The sequence below is a fragment of the Streptomyces sp. NPDC032940 genome (assembly GCF_040636935.1).
Taxonomy (GTDB): domain Bacteria; phylum Actinomycetota; class Actinomycetes; order Streptomycetales; family Streptomycetaceae; genus Streptomyces.
In genome coordinates, this window is the sequence record NZ_JBEZVJ010000002.1 from 316,307 (window position 1) to 335,979 (window position 19,673).

Annotated in this window: 20 protein-coding genes and 1 riboswitch; of the genes, 11 read left to right on the plus strand and 9 right to left on the minus strand. The window is 73.9% G+C overall.

The window, feature by feature from the left end:
• The first annotated feature begins 105 nt into the window (after nucleotides 1–105).
• On the plus strand, nucleotides 106–339 hold the full coding sequence (locus AB0E77_RS04055; RefSeq protein WP_351135800.1) for a (2Fe-2S)-binding protein: 234 nt from the start codon (nucleotides 106–108) through the stop codon (nucleotides 337–339).
• On the opposite strand, the gene bfr is transcribed toward AB0E77_RS04055, so the two are convergent.
• Nucleotides 336–839: a bacterioferritin gene (gene bfr / locus AB0E77_RS04060; protein WP_361565161.1), complete on the minus strand. Its 504-nt coding sequence runs from the start codon at nucleotides 837–839 to the stop codon at nucleotides 336–338. The two genes, AB0E77_RS04055 and bfr, sit on opposite strands and share 4 nt — an antisense overlap.
• Before the next feature lie 184 nt (nucleotides 840–1,023).
• Between bfr and AB0E77_RS04065 the strand changes: the two genes are divergently transcribed.
• Nucleotides 1,024–1,671, plus strand: coding sequence for a sulfite oxidase-like oxidoreductase (locus AB0E77_RS04065; RefSeq protein WP_361565164.1), 648 nt, complete (start codon nucleotides 1,024–1,026; stop codon nucleotides 1,669–1,671).
• A gap of 12 nt (nucleotides 1,672–1,683) precedes the next feature.
• Here the strand turns inward: AB0E77_RS04065 and AB0E77_RS04070 are convergent, their stop codons facing one another.
• From AB0E77_RS04070 to thiO, 5 genes are all read right to left on the minus strand, one after another.
• The gene (locus AB0E77_RS04070) at nucleotides 1,684–2,562 is read right to left on the minus strand and encodes a deoxyribonuclease IV (RefSeq protein ID WP_361565167.1); all 879 of its coding nucleotides are present in this window, start codon (nucleotides 2,560–2,562) and stop codon (nucleotides 1,684–1,686) included.
• A gap of 47 nt (nucleotides 2,563–2,609) precedes the next feature.
• On the minus strand, nucleotides 2,610–4,553 hold the full coding sequence (gene pknB / locus AB0E77_RS04075) for a Stk1 family PASTA domain-containing Ser/Thr kinase (RefSeq protein WP_361565170.1): 1,944 nt from the start codon (nucleotides 4,551–4,553) through the stop codon (nucleotides 2,610–2,612).
• A gap of 235 nt (nucleotides 4,554–4,788) precedes the next feature.
• Nucleotides 4,789–5,583 (minus strand): thiazole synthase, encoded by a 795-nt coding sequence (locus AB0E77_RS04080; protein ID WP_361565173.1) that lies wholly within the window; start codon nucleotides 5,581–5,583, stop codon nucleotides 4,789–4,791.
• 3 nt (nucleotides 5,584–5,586) lie between these two features.
• Nucleotides 5,587–5,787 carry a sulfur carrier protein ThiS gene (thiS, locus tag AB0E77_RS04085; RefSeq protein ID WP_361565175.1) on the minus strand — a complete coding sequence of 67 codons (201 nt, stop codon included), beginning with the start codon at nucleotides 5,785–5,787 and terminating at the stop codon, nucleotides 5,587–5,589.
• The gene (gene thiO, locus AB0E77_RS04090) at nucleotides 5,784–7,043 is read right to left on the minus strand and encodes a glycine oxidase ThiO (protein WP_361565178.1); all 1,260 of its coding nucleotides are present in this window, start codon (nucleotides 7,041–7,043) and stop codon (nucleotides 5,784–5,786) included. The genes thiS and thiO overlap by 4 nt, the downstream gene beginning before the upstream one ends.
• Nucleotides 7,041–7,152, minus strand: a riboswitch (TPP riboswitch). Its footprint overlaps the gene before it by 3 nt.
• A gap of 51 nt (nucleotides 7,153–7,203) precedes the next feature.
• Here thiO and AB0E77_RS04095 point away from each other — a divergent pair.
• The 6 genes from AB0E77_RS04095 (at nucleotide 7,204) to AB0E77_RS04120 (ending at nucleotide 12,049) form a co-directional block, all read left to right on the plus strand.
• Entirely contained in the window at nucleotides 7,204–7,554 is a 351-nt protein-coding gene (locus AB0E77_RS04095; protein ID WP_361565180.1) for a hypothetical protein, read from the plus strand.
• A 33-nt stretch (nucleotides 7,555–7,587) separates the two neighbouring features.
• Complete coding sequence (locus AB0E77_RS04100; protein WP_361565183.1) at nucleotides 7,588–8,829, plus strand: FAD-dependent oxidoreductase; 1,242 nt, start codon at nucleotides 7,588–7,590, stop codon at nucleotides 8,827–8,829.
• A 66-nt stretch (nucleotides 8,830–8,895) separates the two neighbouring features.
• A complete protein-coding gene (locus AB0E77_RS04105) occupies nucleotides 8,896–9,261 on the plus strand; it encodes an Rv2175c family DNA-binding protein (protein ID WP_361565185.1) in 366 nt (121 codons plus the stop codon).
• 70 nt (nucleotides 9,262–9,331) lie between these two features.
• Nucleotides 9,332–9,988, plus strand: a complete 657-nt coding sequence (gene thiE, locus AB0E77_RS04110; RefSeq protein WP_361565188.1) for a thiamine phosphate synthase — start codon at nucleotides 9,332–9,334, stop codon at nucleotides 9,986–9,988.
• Between the two features lie 142 nt (nucleotides 9,989–10,130).
• The gene (metF, locus tag AB0E77_RS04115) at nucleotides 10,131–11,054 is read left to right on the plus strand and encodes a methylenetetrahydrofolate reductase [NAD(P)H] (RefSeq protein WP_361565190.1); all 924 of its coding nucleotides are present in this window, start codon (nucleotides 10,131–10,133) and stop codon (nucleotides 11,052–11,054) included.
• 56 nt (nucleotides 11,055–11,110) lie between these two features.
• Complete coding sequence (locus tag AB0E77_RS04120; protein ID WP_361565193.1) at nucleotides 11,111–12,049, plus strand: hypothetical protein; 939 nt, start codon at nucleotides 11,111–11,113, stop codon at nucleotides 12,047–12,049.
• Between the two features lie 84 nt (nucleotides 12,050–12,133).
• On the opposite strand, the gene AB0E77_RS04125 is transcribed toward AB0E77_RS04120, so the two are convergent.
• Nucleotides 12,134–13,624, minus strand: coding sequence for an NAD(P)/FAD-dependent oxidoreductase (locus tag AB0E77_RS04125; protein ID WP_361565196.1), 1,491 nt, complete (start codon nucleotides 13,622–13,624; stop codon nucleotides 12,134–12,136).
• Between the two features lie 395 nt (nucleotides 13,625–14,019).
• The gene (locus AB0E77_RS04130; protein ID WP_361565199.1) at nucleotides 14,020–14,649 is read right to left on the minus strand and encodes a TetR/AcrR family transcriptional regulator; all 630 of its coding nucleotides are present in this window, start codon (nucleotides 14,647–14,649) and stop codon (nucleotides 14,020–14,022) included.
• Nucleotides 14,650–14,835: 186 nt separating this feature from the next.
• On the opposite strand from AB0E77_RS04130, the gene AB0E77_RS04135 reads away from it, so the two are divergent.
• From AB0E77_RS04135 to AB0E77_RS04145, 3 genes are all read left to right on the plus strand, one after another.
• Complete coding sequence (locus AB0E77_RS04135; RefSeq protein ID WP_361565202.1) at nucleotides 14,836–15,435, plus strand: SAV_6107 family HEPN domain-containing protein; 600 nt, start codon at nucleotides 14,836–14,838, stop codon at nucleotides 15,433–15,435.
• 181 nt (nucleotides 15,436–15,616) lie between these two features.
• A complete protein-coding gene (locus AB0E77_RS04140; protein WP_361565204.1) occupies nucleotides 15,617–16,444 on the plus strand; it encodes a methyltransferase in 828 nt (275 codons plus the stop codon).
• 279 nt (nucleotides 16,445–16,723) lie between these two features.
• Nucleotides 16,724–17,134: a DUF3040 domain-containing protein gene (locus AB0E77_RS04145; RefSeq protein WP_361565207.1), complete on the plus strand. Its 411-nt coding sequence runs from the start codon at nucleotides 16,724–16,726 to the stop codon at nucleotides 17,132–17,134.
• Between the two features lie 133 nt (nucleotides 17,135–17,267).
• Here AB0E77_RS04145 and AB0E77_RS04150 read toward each other — a convergent pair whose 3' ends face one another.
• Complete coding sequence (locus AB0E77_RS04150) at nucleotides 17,268–19,637, minus strand: DUF3488 and transglutaminase-like domain-containing protein (RefSeq protein ID WP_361565611.1); 2,370 nt, start codon at nucleotides 19,635–19,637, stop codon at nucleotides 17,268–17,270.
• Nucleotides 19,638–19,673: the final 36 nt, after the last annotated feature.

Sequence of the window (19,673 nt, forward strand, 5' to 3'; positions counted from 1 at the left end):
TTCCCCTTTTGCCGTCCCTGCGTGATGGGTAAGGTTAGGTTTGCCTCACCGATCAGTCGGGCCCTCCGGTCGTCGGTACGGCACGACCTTGTACCCGCTCGGGAGGTGAACCGCGTGTTCGTCTGCAGCTGCTTCGGTGTCACCGAGGAACAGGTGAAGGGCCACGCGGAGGCCGGCGCCTGCACGCCCCGGCAGATCGCCTCCGCCTGCAAGGCGGGCACCGACTGCGGTGGCTGCGTACGGCGCATCCAGGCCCTGCTCGGCCGGGGTGCCTGCCCGCGCCGGCAGCTCGCCGACCAGGGTGAACCGGTCCTCTCGGAGCTTCCGGAAGCCGCCTAGACCAGCTTGGGTCCGGACGGGTCGGGCTGGGACTGCTCGATGACCGTCGACAGGTAGAGCGATTCGCCCAGCTTCTCGATCAGTTCGAGCTGGGTGTCCAGGTAGTCGATGTGGTGCTCCTCGTCGGCGAGGATCGCCTCGAAGATGTTGGCCGACGTGATGTCGTTCTTGTTCCGCATCACCTCGACGCCGCGGCGCAGCCGGTCGATGGCCTCGATCTCGATCTCCCGGTCGGCCTGGAACATCTCCGTCACCGTCTGGCCCACCCGCACGTGGAAGAGGCGCTGGTAGTTGGGCAGGCCGTCGAGGAGCAGGATGCGGTCGGTGAGCAGCTCGGCGTGGCGCATCTCGTCGAAGGACTCGGCGCGCGTGTACTTCGCGAGCTTGGTCCAGCCCTTGTGGTCCTGCAGCTTCGAGTGCAGGAAGTACTGGTTGATCGCGGTGAGCTCGGCCGTCAGCTGCTCATTGAGGAATTCGATGACCTCGGGGTCGCCCTGCATCGCGTAAGGCTCCTTCCACGCGGGAACTTGCGGGTTGGGCCGCATGATTGCACCGACATCCAAGATCGTCCAGTAAGTCTTGACTTAGTAAGTAAGTACATGCTTAGTCGTTATTGCCCCTTTTTGATCCCATGTAAGGAGGGCCGTGTCAGGGGCATCGGTCCGGGTCTGTCAGGATGGAGGCATGGGTCAGCCGGTGGAACACGGGTCGGGAGAGGGCGGTTCGGGTCAGACGCCGCAGTTCGAGCTTCCGCCGGGACAGCGGCTCCAGCGCGGCTGGCCGGTCACGCACTACGGGCCGGTCCCCAAGTTCCGGCCCGAGCGGTGGGAGTTCCGGGTCTTCGGCTCCACCGCCGACGGGGACAAGCACTGCTGGACCCACGAGGAGTTCACCGCACTGCCCTACACCACGGTCGTGGCCGATCTGCACTGCGTGACGAAGTTCAGCATGCTCGGCTCCGAGTGGGGCGGCGTCCCGGCCCGCACGATCCTCGAGATCGCCCCGCCGGGGCCCGACGTCACCCATGTGATGGTGTGGGCCGAGTACGGCTTCAGCTCCAACCTCCGGCTGTCCGACTTCGCCGCCGACGGCACGCTCTTCGCCACCCACAAGGACGGCGAGCTGCTGACCGCCGAGCACGGCTTCCCGCTCCGTCTGGTCGTCCCTCATCTGTACGCCTGGAAGGGCCCGAAGTGGGTCCGCGGCGTCGAGTACATGACCGCCGACCGCCGCGGGTTCTGGGAGGAGCGCGGCTATCACAACATCGGCGACCCGTGGCGGGAGCAGCGCTACTCCTACCAGGAGGAGCCCGGGGACGGCCCCGAGCTGTGACCCCCTGAGGGCTCAGCCGTCGCGCAGCTTCTTCAGGCGCTCGACGTCCGCGGCGTGCCCCTCCTTGCCGCCCGGTGTCTCGATGACCAGCGGCACGCCCTCGGTCGCGGGGTGCGTCATCAGCGCCCGGAACGGGTCCTCGCCGATGTGCCCGGCGCCGATGTTCTCGTGCCGGTCCTTGTGCGCGCCCGCCACGTCCTTGGAGTCGTTGGCGTGGATCAGCTTCAGCCGGCCCTCGCCGACCGTGTCCACCAGCAGGTCCAGGGTCCGGTGCATGCCGGCCGGGCCGGTCAGGTCGTGTCCCGCCGCGAAGATGTGGCAGGTGTCCAGGCACACGCCCAGCTTCGGGTGGGCGTCCAGCGCCTCGAAGTACGGCCCGAAGTCCCAGGTCCGCGAGCACAGGGAGGCGCCCTGGCCGGCGGTCGACTCCAGCAGCAGGAACGGGTCGTCGTCGTGGGTCAGCTCGTCCAGCAGCGGCAGCATGAACTCCCGCACCTGCTTCAGCGCCACCGAACGGTCCCGGCCGCCCGTCGCGCTGCCGGTGTGCACGACCACCCCGAGCGCCCCGATCTCGCGCCCGCGCCGCAGCGAGTGCCGCAGCGACTCGACCGACCGCTCCACCGTCGCCTCGGTGTGCGAACCGAAGTTGATCAGATACGGCGCATGCACGTACGCCGGGATCGACCCGGCGGCGCAGGCCTCGCGGAACGCCTCGTCCTGCTTCGGGCTGCCGGCCGGGGTGGCCCAGCCGCGCGGGTTGGCGACGAAGACCTGTACGGCCTCCGCCCGCAGGTCACGGGCGTAGGACAGGCCCACGGAGTGCAGGCCGCCGGCCACGGGCACGTGACCGCCGACGGGGTTGCGCGGGAGGGCGGGCTGTTGGCTGTTCACCCATTCAGGGTGTCATGGCCGGTCGGGCGTCCGGAGCGTGAGAGCCGTCACCTGATGGTGATCTTGATGGTCGATCCCTTGGGTGCCGTGTCCCCGCCCTCGACGGACTGGTCCTTGACGGTGTCGCCGAACAGCCCGAGCAGCCCGCGGTCCTCCTTCACCTCGAACCCGGCGTCCTCCAGCTTGCGCCTCGCGTCGTCCACGCTGTCGCCGGTCACGTCCGGGACCTCGATCATCTCGGGGCCCTTGGAGACCGTCAGCGTCACCGTGTCGCCCTCGGCGACGCGCCCGCCGGCGTCCGGCGTCTGCCGGGCGACCTGGCCCTTGTCGTACTCGGAGGTGACCTGCTCGGCGGCGACCTTCACCTTGAGACCGGAGTCCGTCAGCTCCGCCCGCGCGTCCTCTAGGTCCTCGCCGGTGACGTCCGGCACGCGGACCGGGCGGCCCTTGCTGACCACGAGCGCCACCGCGGAGCCCGCGCGCACCACGGTGCCCGTCTTCGGGTCCGTGGAGATCACGAAGCCCTTGGGGACGTCGCGGCTGAACTCCTGGGTCACCATGCCCGGCTCCAGCCCGTCGTCCTCGAGCAGGGTCCGCGCCCGGTCCAGCTTGTAACCCCCGACGTCCGGGAGCTTCACGGTGTCGGGGCCGTCGGAGATCGTGAGCGACACCGAGTCGTTCTTGCGGATCCGGGTGCCGACGCCGGGGTCGGTGCTGATGACGGTGCCCCGCTCGACCGTGTCGCTGTAGGCGTGCTCGACCGTGCCGAGGTCGAGACCGGCGTCCTCCAGCCGGTCCTCGGCCTGCGCCTGGGTCTTCGACAGCAGCGGCGGCACCTTGGTGAACTGGCCGGAGTTGATGTACCACACGCCCGTACCGACGCCGAGGAGCAGCAGCACGGCGACGACGGCCGCCAGCGGGCCCCGTCTCACCTGCGGGCGGCGCCGGGGAGGCGGCGGGGGCGCCGTGAACCGGCTGGTGCGGTGGACCCCGTCCGCCGGAGCCCCGCCGGCCGGCGCGTCCTCGTCCTCGTTCACCGGCAGCGGCCGGGGCATCGTCAGCGCGCGCGGGATGACGCTCGTGCGGTCGTCGGCGTTGTCGTGGTCCGCGGCGAGGGCCTGCGGCGGCACCGCGTCCAGCTGCTCGGCGCTCAGCGCGGCACGCGCCTCACGGGCCTCGGCCAGCAGCGCCACGGCGTCGTGCGGACGGACGTCCGGGGTGCGCGCGGTCGCCGCCGCGACCAGGTCGTCCAGCGGGTACGCCAACCCCGGGACGGCGGCCGACGGCGGCGGCACGTCCTCGTGGAGGTGCTTGTAGAGGATCTGGGCGGGGGAGTCCCCGTCGTGCGGCTTGCCGCCGGTCAGCATCTCGTACAGGACGACACCGCACGCGTAGACGTCGACCCGCGGATCGGCCGTGCCGTGCTCGATCTGCTCGGGCGCCAGATAGGACACGGTGCCGAGGACCGAGCCGGTGGTGCTGGTGACCGTGTCCACGGCCCGCACCAGCCCGAAGTCGGCGACCTTGACCCGGCCGTCGTCCCCGATCAGCACGTTCTCCGGCTTCATGTCCCGGTGCACGAAACCGGCCCGGTGCGCGGCGCCCAGCGCGGCCAGCACCGGCTCCAGGATGTCCAGCGCTGCCCGCGGCTGGAGCGCCCCGCGCTCGCGCAGCACGTCGCGCAGGGTGCAGCCGGCGATGTACTCCATCGCCAGATAGACGTACGCCCCCTCGGCCCCCTGGTCGAAGACCTGGACGACATTGGGGTGGTCGAGCCGGGCCACCGACTTGGCCTCACGGATGAAGCGCTCGACGAAGGTGGCGTCGGTGGCGAGCGTCGGGTGCATCACCTTCAACGCGAGCACGCGGTCGAGGCGGGTGTCCACGGCCCGGTAGACCGTGGCCATCCCGCCGACCGCGATCCGCGCCTCGACGCGGTACCGGCCGTCGAGCACCTGCCCGACCAGAGGGTCCTGAAGGGTCGTGTCCACGCAGGCGAGTGTACGAGCCACCACGGACACCCCGCGGTCGTCCGACCCCATCACACCGGTACTGAAGCGCACCTGTGACGCTTCTTACGCGGCTGCGGGCAGTCGTGCCTCCCCCGGTGCCTGAACGGCACGCTGGGCGGTCGGGGGCCTCCCGCTCGAGCGAAGCCGAGCGTGGGGGAGGCACCCCGCAACGCCGGGCGGCGCGACCGCCCCGCCCGGCCCCGACACCGAGCACCTAGAAAGCGGGCCGCTCCGGATCCAGTACGGCCAAGCCCTCCGCAGGAGAAGACGCCTCCGCGAAATGCCGCCGAGGGATCCGCCCCGCCCGTCGCGCCAACCGCCCCGCCTCCACCGCGGAGCGCATCGCGGCAGCCATCAGCACCGGCTCCTGCGCCCGCGTCACCGCCGAGGCGAGCATCACCCCCGCACACCCCAGCTCCATCGCCAGCGCCACGTCCGACGCCGTACCGGCCCCCGCGTCCAGGATCACCGGTACGCGCGCGTGCTCCACGATCAGCTGGAAGTTGTGCGGGTTGCGGATGCCGAGCCCGGACCCGATCGGTGACCCGAGCGGCATGATCGCCGCACACCCGACGTCCTCCAGCTTCCGCGCGAGGACCGGGTCGTCGTTCGTGTACGGCAGCACCGTGAAACCGTCGTCCACCAGCGTCTCCGCCGCGTCCAGCAGCTCGATCGGGTCCGGCAGCAGGGTGCGCTCGTCGGCGATGACCTCCAGCTTCACCAGGTCGGTGCCGAGTGCCTCGCGCGCCAGGCGGGCGGTGAGGACGGCCTCCCCGGCGGTGAAACAGCCGGCCGTGTTCGGCAGCACCCGGATGCCGAGCCGCTCCAGGACCGAGAGCACGGACCCGTGTACGGACGGGTCCACCCGGCGCATCGCGACGGTCGTCAGCTCCGTCCCGGACGCCACCAGCGCGTGCTCGAGGACGTCCAGGCTGGGCGCCCCGCCGGTGCCCATGATCAGGCGGGACGTGTACGTCGTACCGCCGAGGACGAAGGGATCGTCGGCCATGGGTCAGCCTCCTTGGACGGCGGTGAGGACTTCGACGCGGTCGCCGTCGGACAGGGCGGTGGCGGACCACTGCGCGCGCGGGACGACGGTCTCGTTGAGGGCGGCGGCCACTCCGGACGGTGCCGCGGTGAGCGTGCCCACCAGGGCGTCCAGGGACGTGCCGGGAGCCACCTCGCGCGGCTCCCCGTTGACGGAGATGTTCATACGGTCTGCTCCGTGAAAGCGGTCTGCTCCGTGCGGGTCTGCTCGGTGCGGACGGCCCGCTCCGTGCCGGCCCGCTCCGCGCGCGCCGCGCCGGCGGCGAAGCGCCGGGGAGTGAAGGGGCGGCCCTCCTCCGGGAGCTCCCCGGTGGTCAGGACGTGCGCCATGACGTCGCCGGTGACCGGGGTCAGCAGCACCCCGTTGCGGTAGTGGCCGGTGGCCAGCAGCAGTCCGTCGAGGCCGGTCGGGCCGAGCAGCGGGGCGTTGTCCGGGGAGCCGGGGCGCAGGCCCGCACGGGTCTCCGTGAGGGGCAGCTCGGTGATGCCCGGCACCAGCTCGTGGGCGTCGCGCAGCAGCTCGTAGACGCCGCCCGCGGTCACCGTCGTGTCCCAGCCCAGCTCCTCGCTGGTGGCGCCGACGACCAGCTCGCCGCTCTCCCGGGGCACCAGGTAGAGGGGGTTGCCGCGGACCACGGCACGTACCGTCCGGCCCAGCAGCGGCCCGTGCGCGCGCGGCATGGTCAGCCGCAGCACCTGCCCCTTGACCGGCCGCACCGGCGGCAGCACGGCCTCGGGCACGCCCGCGAGGCGCCCGCTCAGACTGCCCCCGGCCAGCACCACCTGCCCGGCCGTCAGCACCGTGCCGTCGGCGGTGACGACGCCGGTCGCCCGGTCCCCGGCGACCGTGAGCCGGTCGGCCCACATCCGGTGGAAGACCACGCCCGCCCGCTCGCAGGCGGCCACGAGCGCGCCGGCCAGGCGCCGGGGGTCGATCTGGTGGTCGCCGTCCACCCGCAGGCCGCCGCGCACGCCCGGCGCGAGCATCGGCTCCAGGCGCCGGCACTCGCGCCCCGACAGCCACTCGGACTCCAGACCCGAGCGCTCCTGAAGCGCGTGCAGTTCCCGCAGGTGGGCACGGTCGTCGGCGTCCAGTGCGACGGCCAGGGTGCCGCAGCGGCGGTAGCCGAGGTCGTGGCCCGTGAGGTCGGTCAGCTCGGCGGCGAACTCCGGATAGCGGTGGGCCGAGGCGAGGTTCAGCGCGAGCAGCGTCTGCTCGCCGTAGTGCAGTTCCGTGACGGCGGCCAGCATCCCGGCCGCGACCTGGGCGGCGCCACCGCCCGGCTCGGGGTCCACGAGGGCCGTGGCGAGCCCGCGCTGCGCGGAGCGCCAGGCCGTGACCAGGCCGATGATCCCGCCGCCCACGACGAGGACGTCCTGCGTACGGGGTGGCACGGATGGTGCGATCGATGGGGACGACATGGGCGTCCAGCCCCTCCCTTCGCCGGCATGACCCGGATCAGGTTCGTACGGTCGGAGGCCGCCAGCCTCCCTCTCAGCCCGGTGCGTCCGGGCTCCCGCGAGTGCTTTACGTTGGCCACCCTAGCCCGCAGCGCGCCGAACTCGTAAGGGAGCCTCCACCATGGCCCGTTCGCTCGACGGTCTCGTCCTCGCCCCGGTCGCCGACCAGGCTCCCGGGCAGGTGGGCACCCGCACCCGGTTCACCTACCACGAGGAGGACGGCGCGGTCTGGGCCGAGTACGCGGGCGGCGACGTCGTCCGCGGCCGGCTGGTGGGCACGCGCGCGGGCGACCGGCTCGACTTCCGGTACGTACAGCTCAGGACCGACGGCAGCACCTCGTCGGGGCACTGCGTGTCGACGGTCGTCGGCCTGCCCGACGGGCGGGTGCGTCTGGAGGAGACCTGGGAATGGGAGTCGCGCGAGGGCAGCGGGACGAGCGTTGTGGAGGAGATCACCGCGCACGAGGACTGACCGGCCGTTCACCGGGTGTCTAAGGTTGATCAGGTGAGCGAGCAGACGCAGGAGCGGGGAGCGGACGCGGAGCGCCGGGTGGTCGTCGTCGGTGCCGGCATGGCGGGCGTGCAGACCGCGGTCGCGCTGCGCGAGCAGGGCTTCACCGGGACCGTGACCCTGATCGGTGCCGAACCCCATCAGCCCTACGACCGGCCCCCGCTGTCCAAGGCCGTCCTGCTCGGCACGGCCGAGGGCTCCGCCTTCGACGTCGACTTCGAGGCGCTCGGCATCGAGCTGCGGCTGGGCTGCGAGGCACTGGGCCTGCGCCCCGGCGCGCACGTCCTGGACACCTCCGGCGGCCCGGTGCCGTACGACGTCCTCGTCGTCGCGACCGGCGCCGAACCGGTCCGGCTGCCCGGTGCCGACGGCGTCCCCGGCGTCCATCTGCTGCGCACCCTGGACGACGCCGAGCGGCTGCGCCCGGTGCTGGCCAGGCAGCACGACATCGTGGTCGTCGGCGCGGGCTGGATCGGCGCCGAGTTCGCCACCGCCGCGCGCGAGGCGGGCTGTGCGGTGACGGTCGTGGAGGCCGCCGACCGGCCGCTCGCCCGTGCGCTGCCCGCCGAGGTCGCCGCCCCCATGACCGCCTGGTACGCCGACGCGGGCGCCGTACTGCGCACCCACGCGCGCGTGGAGCGCGTCGAGCCCGGTCACGTCCTCCTCGACGACGGCTCGCGGCTGCCCGCGGGCGCCGTCGTCGTCGGCATCGGCGCCCGGCCCGCCACCGCCTGGCTCGCGGGCTCCGGCGTCGAGCTCGGCGCGCACGGCGAGATCCTGGCCGACGAGCGCCTGCGCACCTCCGTGCCCGACGTCCACGCGGTCGGCGACTGCGCATCCTTCCCCTCCGGCCGCTACGGGGAGCGCCTCCTCGTCCACCACTGGGACAACGCCCTCCAGGGCCCGCGCACGGTCGCCGCCGACATCGTCGGCGCCGGCACGGGCGAGGCCCCGGCGGTCTACGACCCCGTGCCGTACTTCTGGTCCGAGCAGTTCGGCCGGTTCGTCCAGTACGCGGGGCACCACACGTCCGCCGACACCACCCTGTGGCGCGGCGACCCCTCCGGTCCCGCCTGGACGGTGTGCTGGCTGCGCGACGAGCGGCTGATCGCCCTGCTGGCGGTGGGCCGCCCCCGGGACCTGGCCCAGGGCAGGCGGCTGATCGAGGCGGGCGCGAGGATGGACCCGCGGCTGCTCGCCGACCCCGCCCGGCCGCTGAAGACCGCGACCGTCTAGGCCCGCCCCGGCGGGTTGGGACGGGTCCGGCTTCCGACTGTCAGTGGCAGATGGCAGGCTTGAGACGTGACCGAGATTGACGCAAAGATCGATGCTCTCGTACCCGCCTGGCTCACCGTCCCCGACATCGCCGAGATGCTCGGCGTCGAGGTGACCCGCGTGCGGCAGCTGATCAAGGAAGGCCAGCTCATCGCCGTACGCCGGGGCGAGAACCGCGCACTGCACGTCCCGGCGGCCTTCGTCGACGGGGACAAGGTCGTCAAGGGCCTCGTCGGGACCCTGACCCTGCTCCGGGACGACGGCTTCACGGTCGAGGAGATGCTCGAGTGGCTCTTCACGCCCGACCCGACCCTGCCCGGCACCCCCGCGCAGGCGCTGAGCGAGAATCGCGGCACGGAGGTGAAGCGCCGCGCCCAGGCGCTCGCCGTCTGACCTGACACACCGCCCGGCGTGCGGGCCGCGGCACCCGAGGCCCGTACGCCACCGATCTGGGGGAACACGTATGCCCGACACCGCCGCCGCCGCGCGCGCCCAGCTGGCCGACGCCCGGCTCTACCTGTGCACGGACGCCCGCAGGGACCAGGGCGACCTGCCGGAGTTCCTGGACGCGGTGCTGGCCGGCGGTGTCGACATCGTGCAGCTGCGCGACAAGGGCATGGAGGCCGCCGAGGAGCTGGAGCACCTCGAGGTGTTCGCCGACGCCTGCGCGCGCCACGGCAAGCTCCTCGCGGTCAACGACCGGGCGGACGTCGCCCACGCCGCCGGCGCCGACGTGCTCCACCTCGGCCAGGGCGACCTGCCGGTGCCCGCGGCCCGGGCGGTCCTCGGCGACGACGTCCTGATCGGCCGCTCCACGCACGCCGAGTCCGAGGCCGCCGCGGCCGCGGCCCAGGAGGGCGTGGACTACTTCTGCACCGGCCCGTGCTGGCCGACGCCCACCAAGCCCGGCCGGCACGCGCCCGGCCTCGGCCTGGTGCGGTACACCGCGTCCCTGGGCACCGACCGCCCCTGGTTCGCCATCGGCGGCATCGACCTCGGCAATCTCGACGAGGTGCTGGAGGCGGGCGCCCGCCGGGTCGTCGTGGTGCGCGCCGTCACCGCGGCGGACGACCCCGGGGCGGCGGCGGCCGAGTTCGCGAAGCGCCTGCGGCAGGCGTAGGGGCCAGGGGCCGTCCGGACGGGGAGCGCGACCGGAGCGGTTGCCGGCGGCATGTGTCCAAGGGATGGACAACAAGTCGACAATAAGGACAAATGCCCCCCACCCGGTTGGGGGGCCGCCACTCCCTGGCTAACCTGCCCGTATGGCCCTAGGAACCGCATCCACCAGGACTGATCGCGCACGCACCGTGCGCGACATCCTCGCCGCCGGCGAGACGACGTACTCGTTCGAGTTCTCCGCGCCGAAGACGCCCAAGGGCGAGAGGAACCTGTGGAGCGCGCTCCGGAGGGTCGAGGCGGTAGCCCCCGACTTCGTGTCCGTGACCTACGGCGCGGGCGGCTCCACCCGCGCCGGCACGGTCAAGGAGACCGAGCAGATCGTCGCCGACACGACCCTGACCCCGGTCGCCCACCTCACCGCGGTCAACCACTCCGTCGCGGAGCTGCGCAACATCATCGGCCAGTACGCCGACGCGGGGATCCGCAACATGCTGGCCGTGCGCGGCGACCCGCCCGGCGACCCGACGGCCGACTGGGTCCCGCACCCCGAGGGCCTCACGTACGCCGCCGAGCTGGTCAGGCTGATCAAGGAGTCCGGCGACTTCTGCGTCGGCGTGGCCGCCTTCCCGGAGATGCACCCGCGCTCCGCGGACTGGGACACCGACGTGACGCACTTCGTGGACAAGTGCCGGGCCGGCGCCGACTACGCGATCACGCAGATGTTCTTCCAGCCCGAGTCGTACCTGCGGCTGCGCGACCGGGTCGCCGCGGCCGGCTGCGAGACCCCGGTCATCCCCGAGGTCATGCCGGTGACCAGTGTGAAGATGCTGGAGAGGCTGCCGAAACTCAGCAACGCCTCGTTCCCGGCCGAGCTGAAAGAGCGGATCCTCGCGGCACAGGACGATCCGGCGGCTGTACGCTCCATTGGCATCGAGTTCGCCACGGAGTTCTGCGCGCGGCTGCTGGCCGAGGGTGTGCCCGGACTGCACTTCATCACGCTGAACAACTCCACGGCGACGCTGGAAATCTACGAGAACCTGGGCCTGCACCACCCCCCGCGGGCCTAGACCGGCCGCACGTATTTGCGACACACTGCGTAGCGGCCACTGGGAGAGGGGCGTACATGGGCTGGACGGTCCTCTACATCGCGTTCGGCATCGTCGCGCTGTGGCTGCTCGGTGAGGTGCTGCTGCAGTACAAGGCGCGGCTGCGCTGGCGGCTGCTCGCCTTCGGCGGCTTCGCCTGCGTGGTGGCCGGCGTGCTGATGTCGAACGTGCTCGTCATCGGCGCGGGCGCCGCCGCCTTCGCGGTCGGCCAGACCTACGTCACGCTGTCGTTCCGCCGCGGCTTCGAGGCCGGCTGGGCGGTCAACGCCCCGGCGGGCCTGGTGGGCAGCAAGCGCCGCCGCCCCGAGCGCGGCCGCCAGGAACCGACGCTGGAGGTCTCGGGCCTCGAGGCGGACGACGCGGCCCCAGGCACCCGCGAGGACCTCGCGCAGAGCTACGACGGCCTCGCCCACGGCCATGACGACTACGACCGGGACGATGTCTTCACCCCGGTCCGGCCCGCCGAGACCACCACCGTCTACGCGCCGGAGCCCCTTCCGGACGACACCGGTTCGTACGGTGTGTACGGCGGCGACGGCTACGGACAGGACCAGCGGACTCCCGCCGCGCAGAGCCCCGACCAGTCCTACGCCTACGACTACTCCGGCTACGGCCAGCAGGGCTACGGCTACGACACCGGCCAGCAGCAGTACGCCGCCTACTCCGACCCGTACATCGGCACCACCACCTACGGCGGCGGGTCGTACGACACCGGGGGCTACGACACCACCGGCGCGCAGTACGACCAGCAGGGCTACGGGCAGGGCCAGTACGCCGCGGGAGCACCCGGCGGCTACGGCGGCGAGACCCCCGCCGGCGGGGTGTGGGTGCCGCAGCAGCGCACCGCCGACGACCCGTACGGCGGCGAGCTCCCGCCGGAGCAGCCGTACCCGTACCAGGGCAACGACCAGGCGCAGGGCCCCAGTCAGGGATACGACGAGCAGTACCGTTTCTGACGGAGGCGCCCGGGACCGGTGACGGGCTTCCGGTCACCCCGGCCGACCGGTCACCCCGGCCGACCGGTCACCCCGGCCGGCCGGTCACTGCGAGCCCCGGAAGTCCGGCCCCTCCACGACGAGTCCGGCGACCAGCGCGCCCGACATGCCCGCGTGCGGCAGCCCGCCGCCGGGGTGCGACCAGCCGCCCGCCGTGAACAGCCCGGCGAGGGCGGTGCTGTTGCCCGCGTGCAGCAGCCGGCCGTCCGCCGCCGCCAGCGCCGGGGCCGGAACCGCGCCGCCCGCCGCTCCCGTCTCCGCCGCGACGTCGGCCGGGGTGCGCACCTCGTGCCACAGGAGCCGGTCCCGCAGCCCCGGCACGGCCCGCTCGGCGACGGCCAGGAGCCGCTCGGCGCCGTCCTCGGCACCGGTGCCGGCGGGCACCACCGAGGTGAGCGTCATCGCCTCGTGCTCCGCGTCGGGCACCAGGCCGGGATCGCCGGGCCGCAGGATCGTGACCGTCGGATCCGCGGGCGCCGCGGGCGCGGCACCGAACAGGGCCTCCAGCTCGCCCGCGCGGTCGCGGGTGTGCACCACCGTCCGGTGCGCCGTGCCCTCGGGACGCCCGCCCCGCAGCGCCAGCAGCACCGTGACCCGGCTCGCCGCCCCGCGCTGCGGCGGGACCCCGCCGGCATCGCGCACCGCCGTGTCCCCGGCGAGGCGGTCCAGCACGCCCGGCGTCACACCGGCGACCACGAACTCGGCCTCGGCCGGCTCGCCGCCGGCCAGCTCCACGCCGGCGACCCGGCCGTCCTTCTCGACGATCCCCGTGACCTCCGTGTCGAAGCGGAACTCGACCCGGCGCTCCCGGCACCGCTCGTACACCGCCCGCGCCAGCTCCCGCAGCCCACCGCGCACGTACCACATGCCGAAGGCGTGCTCCATGTAGGGCAGCACGGCCGCGTTGGCCGGAGCGGTCCGCGGATCCAGGCCGTACGCGAGCGCGTGGCTCTCCAGCAGGGCGGTGAGCCGCAAGTCCCGCAGCTCCCACGCGGCGACCTCCGCGAGCGTGCCGGCCCTGCGGGTGCGCAGCAGCCGCTTGTGCGGGACCGCCGGGTAGGGCTCGCGCTCGGCCAGCACCCGCCAGTCGGTCCACAGGGGCTCCTCGAGGAGCGGCCGGCGCGTGCGGTCCCAGGCCTCCCGGGCCCGCACCAGCAGGTCGCCCCAGCGCTGCCCGGCGGGCCGGCCGAGCGCCTCGTCCAGGGCGGCGACCACGCCCGCCCGCGAGGCGTTCGGCAGCGCGACCTCCGTGCCGTCCGCGAACACGTGCCGTGACGACGGGTCGACCTGCACCAGCTCGACGCGGGACTCCAGCGGCTCCCTGCCGGTCTTGACGAACAGGTCGCGCCAGACCGCGGGCAGGGGCAGCAGGCCGGGTCCGGTGTCGAAGGAGAAGCCGTCCCGCTCGAAGCGGCGCACCGCCCCGCCGTACGTCCCCGTCCGCTCGTACACCGCCACCCGGTGGCCCGCGACGGCCAGCCGGGCGGCGGCCGCCATCGCGCCCATCCCGGCGCCGATCACCGCAATCCGTGCCATGCCAGGGACTTTAGCCGCCACCACCGACATCGATCCCGCCCGAGGGGCCGCGCCCCGGTGGGCGCGGGTGCGCAGGACTGAGTACCCGTACCTAGTCGAGGAGATGAGTACGCGCGCGGATGGGTCCCGGCCTGCGGTGACGAGAGAGTGGGGGCACGGAGAGGGGCACGGCTCCGGCACCGGCGACACGGGGCGCCGGAACGGAGCCGGGCCCGCGATCCGCTCCTTCCGCCGGCCGTGGCCGGCGGGAGCGAGACGGGGGAACCCGGGGGGCGACCGAGAAACGGGGACCCACGGGGGGACGTACGGGGGAGCAGGAGGAGACGCCGGTCCGGCGGTGGCCCGAGGGGGACGCGGCCACCCCGGACCGGCGTTCCGCCTGTCCGGACCGCGGCTCAGCGGCAGCCGCTCACCCGCCCCTGGAGCAGCCGGGACAGGGCCGCGTGCACCTCGTCGAGGGACCGCTCCGGCTGGAACGACTTCCAGTCCAGCGCCGCGACGAGGACCATGCCGACCAGCGCGGCGGCGGTCAGCGGCACGTCGATCTCGTCGCTGAACTCGCCGCTCGCCACCCCTTCGCGCAGCACGTCCTCCACCACCGCGACGGCCTGCTGCCGGACCACCAGCAGCGTCGACTGCCAGGCCCGGTTGGTCCGCCACAGCTCGGCCACGTACAGCTGGGTGAAGGCGGGGTAACGGTCGATGAAGACGAGCCCCGCGCGGATCATCGCGTCCAGGGCGTCGACCCGGCCCCGGCCCTCCCGCGCCGTACCCTCCGCCGCCTCCCGCAGCGAGGCGGTCAGGAGCCCCACACCGTGCCGCAGCAGCTCCTCGAAGAGGACGGACTTGCTGGCGAAGTTGTAGTAGACGGTGCCCTTCGCGACGCCGGCGCGCTCGGCGATCTCGTCCACGGTGGTGGCGGAGAAGCCCTGCTCGGCGATGAGGGTGACGGCCGCCTCGTAGAGCTTCTGCCGGGTGGCCTCGCGCCGGCTGCTGCCCGGCGAGGCGGTGCTGCTGCGTTCCATGGTCCCGATTCTCACAGCACCCCGCCCGCGACCGTGACCGCAGGGCCCGGCCGCCCACCCGTCCTCGAACACGCGATCGCGTCAAAAGTCCAGGTCGGAACGGATTGTCAGTGGCATACCGCACGATGGGCGCATACGGCACCTCCTGCCCGGGACGTGCCGTCAGGAGACGACAGGAGGATCGTCATGGCCCACTCGTCCGCAGCCGCCGCCCGGCGGCCCCGCGCAGCCGGCCCTGCCCCCTCACTGAACGGCCCGGCGAGCGACGTGCACCCCGTGCTCCGCCGGACATCCGCCCCGCCCGCCGCCCTCGACCTCCTTGCCCAGGCCCGCGCCGGACTGGAAGAGGCCGCTGTCCTCGAAACGCCCAACGAGCGGTACGCGACGGCCCACCTCGCCGCCCTGCGCACCGCCGCCGCCGTGCTCGCGGCGCGCGGCCGGCCCGAGACCACCCCGCGGGCCCGGGCCCGCATCCGCAGCGCCTGGGAGGTGCTCCCCGAGATCGCGCCCGAGCTCGCCGACTGGAGTGCGCTGTTCGCCGCGGGCGCCCGGCGCCGGGCCCGCGCCGAGGCGGGCATCCGGGGAGCGGCGGGCAGCCGGGACGCCGACGACCTGATACGCGACGTGGCGATGTTCCTGCGCATCGTGGAGCGGATGCTCGTCCTCGAGCCGGTCCTGCCCCAGCCCCGCGCCGGCACGGAGCCCGCTGACCCCGACCGCCCGGAGGGGGGCCGGCCTCGTCCGGCGCCGGACGACGGGGGCCACGAGCTGCCCGACGCAGGATGAAAGCGCCGCGTCGGCGGGCGCACCCGCCCCGGCTCCGGGTACCCGGAGTGACCGGCCGGCGGGCCGGAGGCAATAGGGTGGGAGACGCCTGAAGCCTGCCCCTTCCCGCACCCGGGCCGGGGAGGCAGCCCGTTCGCTCCGCCCCTGCCAGAGGCGGGGCCGCGCCGAGGAGTCAACTGCCGTGTCGGACCCGATGCGCCCGCCCGCCTCGCCCCACCGCCCCCAGGCGGAGTCGCTGCGCTCCGACCCCTCCAGGTCCCGCGCCGACCTGCGCACCGCCGTGGTCCGGGAGGTCCTCCAGGACGCCCTCGACCGCCGGGTCAAGGCCACGGGCCGGCAGGCGCTGGACGTCCTGGACACCGGCGGCGGCAGCGGCAACTTCGCGGTGCCCCTGGCCCGTCTCGGGCACCGCGTCACCGTCGTCGACCCCAGCCCCAACGCGCTCTTCGCCCTGGAGCGCCGGGCCGCCGAGGCCGACGTCGCCGACCGGGTGCGGGGCGTCCAGGGCGACGTCCACGGCCTCTTCGACGTCGTCGACCGCGGCGGATTCGACGTGGTGCTGTGCCACGGCGTCCTGGAGTACGTGGACGACCCCGCCGAGGGCGTCCGCAACGCGGTGGCCGCCCTGCGCGACGAGGGCGTCCTCAGCCTGCTCGCCGCGGGCCTGGGCGGCGCCGTGCTCGCCCGGGCGCTCGCCGGCCACTTCACCGAGGCCCGGCAGGCCCTCGACGACCCGGACGGCCGCTGGGGCACGGGGGACCCGATGCCCCGCCGGTTCACCGCGGAGCAGCTGACCGGCCTGGTCGAGGGCGCGGGACTCAGGATCGGCGCGGTCCACGGGGTGCGCGTCTTCGCCGACCTCGTCCCCGGGGCACTGGTGGACACCGAGCCCGGCGCCCTGGACGCGCTGCTCAAACTGGAGGCCGCGGCGGCCGAGCTCGCCGCCTTCCACTCCGTGGCCACGCAACTCCATGTGCTCGGCGAGACGCGGGGGACCGAAGGGGCCTGAGAGCCGACTTGCGAGGCAGCCCGCTGATCAGGGCCGCGGCTGCAGATGGAGTACGCCACAGGCCACCCGAACGGGGGCCCGGCGCCGTATGATCGAAGGAGACCGCCCGGCATGACGGGTCGGCCGCTGGGGAAAGGGAACTTCAGCGAGCCGGCGCGGCCATGACGGAGTCCGGTTGGCCAATTGGCGTAGAGGGGCGGGTTTCACGGGGGCGATTCCCTGCCTATCCTGAAGGGACCCCCCGGGTCGCCCCGGCGACTGCACGATGAGGAGGACTCCGTGCCGCTCTCGGAGCACGAGCAGCGCATGCTCGAGCAGATGGAGCGAGCGCTGTACGCCGAAGATCCCAAGTTCGCGTCGGCGCTCGAGGGAAGCGGGCTGCGTACGTACACCCGGCGGCGGGTCTACCAGGCGGTCGCGGGCTTCCTCGTGGGAATTGCGCTCCTCATGGCCGGTATGGTCGCCAAGCAGGTCTGGCTCAGCGTGGTGGGTTTCCTCGTCATGCTGGGTTGTGCGGTCCTCGCCGTGACCGGCTGGCGCAAGGCCCCCAAGCCGGGCGAGCAGCCCGCCGCAGGCGCCACGGGCGCCGGACCACAGGCACGCCGACCGGCGCGGCAAAGACGCTCCGTGATGGACCGCATCGAGGAGCGCTGGCAGCGGCGCCGCGACGAGCAGCAGGGCGGCCAGTAGCCGGCCACCGCTCGCCACGACAGTTCGTGTGAGGGGGGTGACCACCGATCCGGTGGTCACCCCCCTTACGCATGCCGTACGCCCTCGCGCCCCCGCGGGCACCGGCACCCGTGCCGGTGCCCGCGGGGGCGGCTCAGCCCTGCTGTTCCGACGCCTTCCGCAGCGTCGGACGGGCCGCCGAGACCCGCCGCTTGAGGGCCGCCCACCGGGCCGCCGCGGCCCACACCACCCGGACGGCCGAACGCGGCGCGAACCGTGCGCGCAGCGCCGTCCGGCGGCTGACCGTCGCCCGCAGCCCGGCGTTCACGCGCCGCACGTCCTCGGTGAGGCCGGCGGCCGGACGCGGCCGGGGCGCGTAGAGGACCTGTTCCACGGCGTCCGCCACCCGGTGCACCCCGGCCGCCGCGGCGGCGTCGAGCCGCCCGAGCCGGACGATCCGGTCCGCCGCCCGGCGCGGCGTCTGCGACCCCTGCGGCGGAATGCCGAAGTCCCAGGCCGTGTCGGTCAGCTCCTCCCAGACCGCCAGGACGTGCGGCACCGCGTCCGCCTCGCTCCGCCCGTGCGCCCCCAGCCGGACCGCGCGGATCCGCATCCGCCACAGCATCGGCAGCAGCGGAAGCACCAGCACCGCGAGCCCGCCCAGCGACCAGCCCAGGACCGCGTACCACCGGGGACCGCCGCCCTCGGTCACCGGCACCGCCGCCGCCGACTCGCTCGGGCAGGCATCCAGCTTCCGCTGCTGCGGCGAGCAGCTCTCGCTCGTCGAGGGCGCGGCCGAGGGCTCCGGCGTCGCCGCCCGGGACGGCAGCGCCGGGTCGGGGACCGCGTCGCCCGGCGTGTTCTCCACCGTGTAGGACGGCACCGAACCCCGCGTCGGCGTGGGCTCGAACCGGGTCCAGCCCACGCCCTCGAAGTACAGCTCGGGCCAGGCGTGCGCGTCCCGCAGCCCCACCGACACCGAACCGTCCGCCTGCGGGGAGCCGGGCGCGAACCCGACCGCGACGCGCGCCGGAATGTCCAGGGAGCGGGCCATCGCCGCCATGGCGAAGGAGAAGTGGACGCAGAAGCCCTGCTTGTCCCTCAGGAAGGTGGCGATCGCCTGCGAACCGCTGCCGACCTGCACCTGGGTGTCGTACTCGAAACCACCGGTGATCGCGAAGTACTCCTGGAGCGCGACCGCCCGCTCATAGGCGGTCGTCGCCCCCTCGGTCACGTCCCGGGCGGTCTGCGCCACCACCGGCGGCAGCGAGTCCGGCAGCTCGGTGTACTCCCGCCGCAGGGCCTCCGGCGGCCGCGGTGCCGCGTCGAGCTGCTTCGCCGTCGGCCGCACGTCCAGGCTGCGCACCTCGTACGTCAGCCCGCGCGTGTTCTGGCCGTGGTCGCCGACCAGCGTCATGCCGACGGGCTCGTAGCGCCAGTTGCCGCCGATCCGGACCCCGCTCGGCGGGTACGGCATGGGCAGCCAGTCCTGGGCGTACCAGTCCGCGGCCGAGATCGTGGTCTCGGTCTCCACGCGCATGATGTCGGGGCCGAGGCCCGCCGGAGCGGGGAACGTGCCACCCGGCACGGCGGTGATGTTCCGCTTGGACGGCTTCCAGGTGCTGCCGTCGAAGTCGTCCAGGGACACGATCCGCAGGTACAGGCCGGAGGGGTCGGTCGAGTCGGACCTGACGGAGAGGACCTCGCGGTCCTCGTCGACGTTGAGGCTGTCGCGCAGGGAGACCAGCGGGTTCACCGCGGAGATCGTGCCGCCGCCCCCGGTGCCGGAGCCGACGCCCGTCCCGGCGCCGTCCAGCAGCCCGCCGTCCAGCGCGGGCAGCGCGAGCGGCACCACCAGGGCCACGCCCAGCGCCAGCGCGCCGATGCGGCGCCCGGTCCGCACCGGGGCCACCGCGCCGCGGTCGCCGCCCGCCAGGGGCGGTGCCCCGCCGAAGACGCGGCCCCACTGCGAGAGGCGCTCGCGGCCCTCGGCCAGCAGCAGCATCAGATAGCCGGCCGCGGCGACCAGGAACCACAGCCAGTCGGCGCCGCCGTCGGACAGGCCCGCGGCCACCGAGTACAGGGCCAGCAGCGGCAGTCCCGCCGGGGCCGCGCTGCGGAAGGTCACCGCGAGGGTGTCCACGAGCAGGCCGATCACCAGCACGCCGCCGACCAGCATCAGACGGATGCCGTCGGAGCCGAGCGGGGCCGGGATCGCGTACCGCGCGATGTCGTCGCCGCCCTGCCGCAGCAGCTCGCCGAAGTGCCGGAAGGCCTCCGGGCCGGGGACCAGCCCGGCGAGGGCCTGCTGCCGGGCGAAGTCCAGGGTCAGCAGCATCAGCCCGACCAGGACCTGCGCGGCGATGATCAGCGGCCGGGGCAGCGCCAGCCTGCGGGCCCCCGCGCCGACGCCCGACAGGATCGCCAGCAGGATCGCCGCCTCGAGGATCCAGAAGGCCGGGTCGACCAGGGGCAGCAGCGCACACGCCGCCATCAGCGTGGCCGCCCACGCCCACAACGCCATCCGAGCCCGCCCGCTCACCACGCCCCCTCTTCCCGA

Excerpts from the sequence above, each read along its gene's own strand:
- bfr (WP_361565161.1), bottom strand. The coding sequence starts at position 839 with ATGCAGGGCGACCCCGAGGTCATCGAATTCCTCAATGAGCAGCTGACG.
- AB0E77_RS04065 (WP_361565164.1), top strand. The coding sequence starts at position 1,024 with ATGGGTCAGCCGGTGGAACACGGGTCGGGAGAGGGCGGTTCGGGTCAG.
- AB0E77_RS04080 (WP_361565173.1), bottom strand. The coding sequence starts at position 5,583 with ATGGCCGACGATCCCTTCGTCCTCGGCGGTACGACGTACACGTCCCGC.
- thiS (WP_361565175.1), bottom strand. The coding sequence starts at position 5,787 with ATGAACATCTCCGTCAACGGGGAGCCGCGCGAGGTGGCTCCCGGCACG.
- thiO (WP_361565178.1), bottom strand. The coding sequence starts at position 7,043 with ATGTCGTCCCCATCGATCGCACCATCCGTGCCACCCCGTACGCAGGAC.
- AB0E77_RS04095 (WP_361565180.1), top strand. The coding sequence starts at position 7,204 with ATGGCCCGTTCGCTCGACGGTCTCGTCCTCGCCCCGGTCGCCGACCAG.
- thiE (WP_361565188.1), top strand. The coding sequence starts at position 9,332 with ATGCCCGACACCGCCGCCGCCGCGCGCGCCCAGCTGGCCGACGCCCGG.
- metF (WP_361565190.1), top strand. The coding sequence starts at position 10,131 with ATGGCCCTAGGAACCGCATCCACCAGGACTGATCGCGCACGCACCGTG.
- AB0E77_RS04120 (WP_361565193.1), top strand. The coding sequence starts at position 11,111 with ATGGGCTGGACGGTCCTCTACATCGCGTTCGGCATCGTCGCGCTGTGG.
- AB0E77_RS04125 (WP_361565196.1), bottom strand. The coding sequence starts at position 13,624 with ATGGCACGGATTGCGGTGATCGGCGCCGGGATGGGCGCGATGGCGGCC.
- AB0E77_RS04130 (WP_361565199.1), bottom strand. The coding sequence starts at position 14,649 with ATGGAACGCAGCAGCACCGCCTCGCCGGGCAGCAGCCGGCGCGAGGCC.
- AB0E77_RS04135 (WP_361565202.1), top strand. The coding sequence starts at position 14,836 with ATGGCCCACTCGTCCGCAGCCGCCGCCCGGCGGCCCCGCGCAGCCGGC.
- AB0E77_RS04150 (WP_361565611.1), bottom strand. The coding sequence starts at position 19,637 with ATGGCGTTGTGGGCGTGGGCGGCCACGCTGATGGCGGCGTGTGCGCTG.